Origin of the sequence: Halobellus captivus (genome assembly GCF_007655485.1) — an archaeon.
GTDB classification, from domain to species: Archaea; Halobacteriota; Halobacteria; order Halobacteriales; family Haloferacaceae; genus Haloquadratum; species Haloquadratum captivum.
The window spans coordinates 1,555-3,169 of sequence record NZ_VJXQ01000013.1 but is presented as its reverse complement, the minus strand read 5'-3'; the positions used below and the strand labels follow the sequence as shown (position 1 = coordinate 3,169).

The 1,615-nt window shown below is 60.7% G+C and carries 2 protein-coding genes; both read right to left on the bottom strand.

Annotated elements, in window-relative coordinates; genetic code table 11:
- Nucleotides 1-449: DUF7342 family protein (locus FJT57_RS16255; RefSeq protein WP_144906878.1), on the bottom strand; the 449-nt coding region annotated here is incomplete at its 3' end.
- A gap of 211 nt (nt 450-660) precedes the next feature.
- A partial coding sequence (locus FJT57_RS16790) for a phage NrS-1 polymerase family protein (RefSeq protein WP_238994039.1) occupies nt 661-1,615 on the bottom strand: 955 nt, incomplete at its 5' end.

Below are 1,615 nucleotides of genomic sequence, written 5' to 3'. Positions count from 1 at the left end.
CAGTCGCCGAGGTCGCTGTACACGTCGTCGATGGTTCGCTCGTCGCTGTCCTCCGTAGCGGCGACGGCGTCGACTGCGGCCGGTGACGCGGCGTCGTACGCCGCCTCATACTCGGTGATGCGCATCGTCAGCTCACGAACGCGGTCCTGGAGTTCCTCGACAGAATGGTCGGCTGCGAGCTGGTTGATGCGTCGCCACTCGAAGTACGCGTCATTACGCTCGTAGGTGGCTGGGTGGCCGTCGTGCCGGGTAACGATGCCGAGGTCGTCGAACCAGCCCAGATACTTTCGGGCGGTCTTGGGGTCACAGTCGGCGCTGTCGGCGATCGCGCTTGCCGTCGTCGGCTCACGGGTCTGCAGGATGGTGCCGTAGATGCGTTGTTCGACGTCGTCGCTGGCGAACGCATCCTCAAAGGGAGGTGGCCCATCGGCGGCGTCTGTCTCGGACATACTCAGAATTGCAGGTCTAAGGATATAATTCTTACTTCGAGGAATAGTTTCCCGAACAACAGTATCCTGCGATAGCCACCATTTTGCGGCGAGATTGAGCGTAGTTAACCAACAAACAGCGCAATATAGCGAGAACGTTGGTTAATACTTCTATCTCGCGGAACCAGAACTCTCGAGGGAGGATTTTTCGGATGGCGGTGAAGCGGCGTCACTACTCGGACCGACCACTGAAGAATCGACTCAACAGAGAGGATGGCTCTGAGTCATCACCGGTCTCGATCGCAGTACCGGAGTCTTCCTCGTGGGATTGCGCAGTTTCCTGATCACGGGCTGCGAGTTCGTCGGTGAGGCGCTCGATCTCTGTTTCGAGGGTCTCGATCCGCTCAGTCTTCTGTTCGAGTGTTGCCTCGAGTTCGTCGACGCGCTTACTCAACAAGCGGTTTTTCTCCGTCAGGTACGCACGACTCCGGTCTGCCTCGTCAGGCGTCCCGCCAGTTGCGACCCCGTCAGGTTGGCCGTGAGAATCTTCGGTATCGCCGCCAGCGTCCGGGTCGTAGAACTCCGACGTGGTCGCAATCGCTCGCTCGATGGTCTTCTCGCCGTACGTTGACCCGTCAGCGTAGTGGACCTCGTCCCACTTCTCCCGTATCAATCCCGACTGGCGGAACAGCTGCTCCATTTGGGTCCGGTCGCCGCCGGTCCAGAACGCCAGCAAACAGCATAGCGCCATGTCGGCCTCGGACTGACTGTCGTAGCCGACCGTATTCCCGTTCCAGAGCCGCTCGAACTTCTCGCCGTTCGATGCGTTTCGCGCTTTTTCGAGGAGGTCCTCGTCTTCGAGGTCGACGTCGGCTGCGTCGGTCGTCGGTGACCGGGCGTCAGTGCCATCACGCTGTTCGGACTCGGAGGCTGTGTCACGCTCTGTGTCCTGGACGTACTCGCGGTGAATCGCTGTGAGCGCGTCCTGCCGGCGTGCAACGCGCGTTGGTGTCCACTCGACATGGTCGCCAGTGACGGTGAAAAAGCGTGCCGTGTCGTACAATTCGACGCTCCCGCGCCGGTTCCGCCCCTCGGGGAGTGCGCCAGTGATCAGGACGTGATAGCCGGTACCGGACGGTGACACCTCGGTGTAGGAGTCGAGTCGCTCAATGATGTCCAGCGCCGCG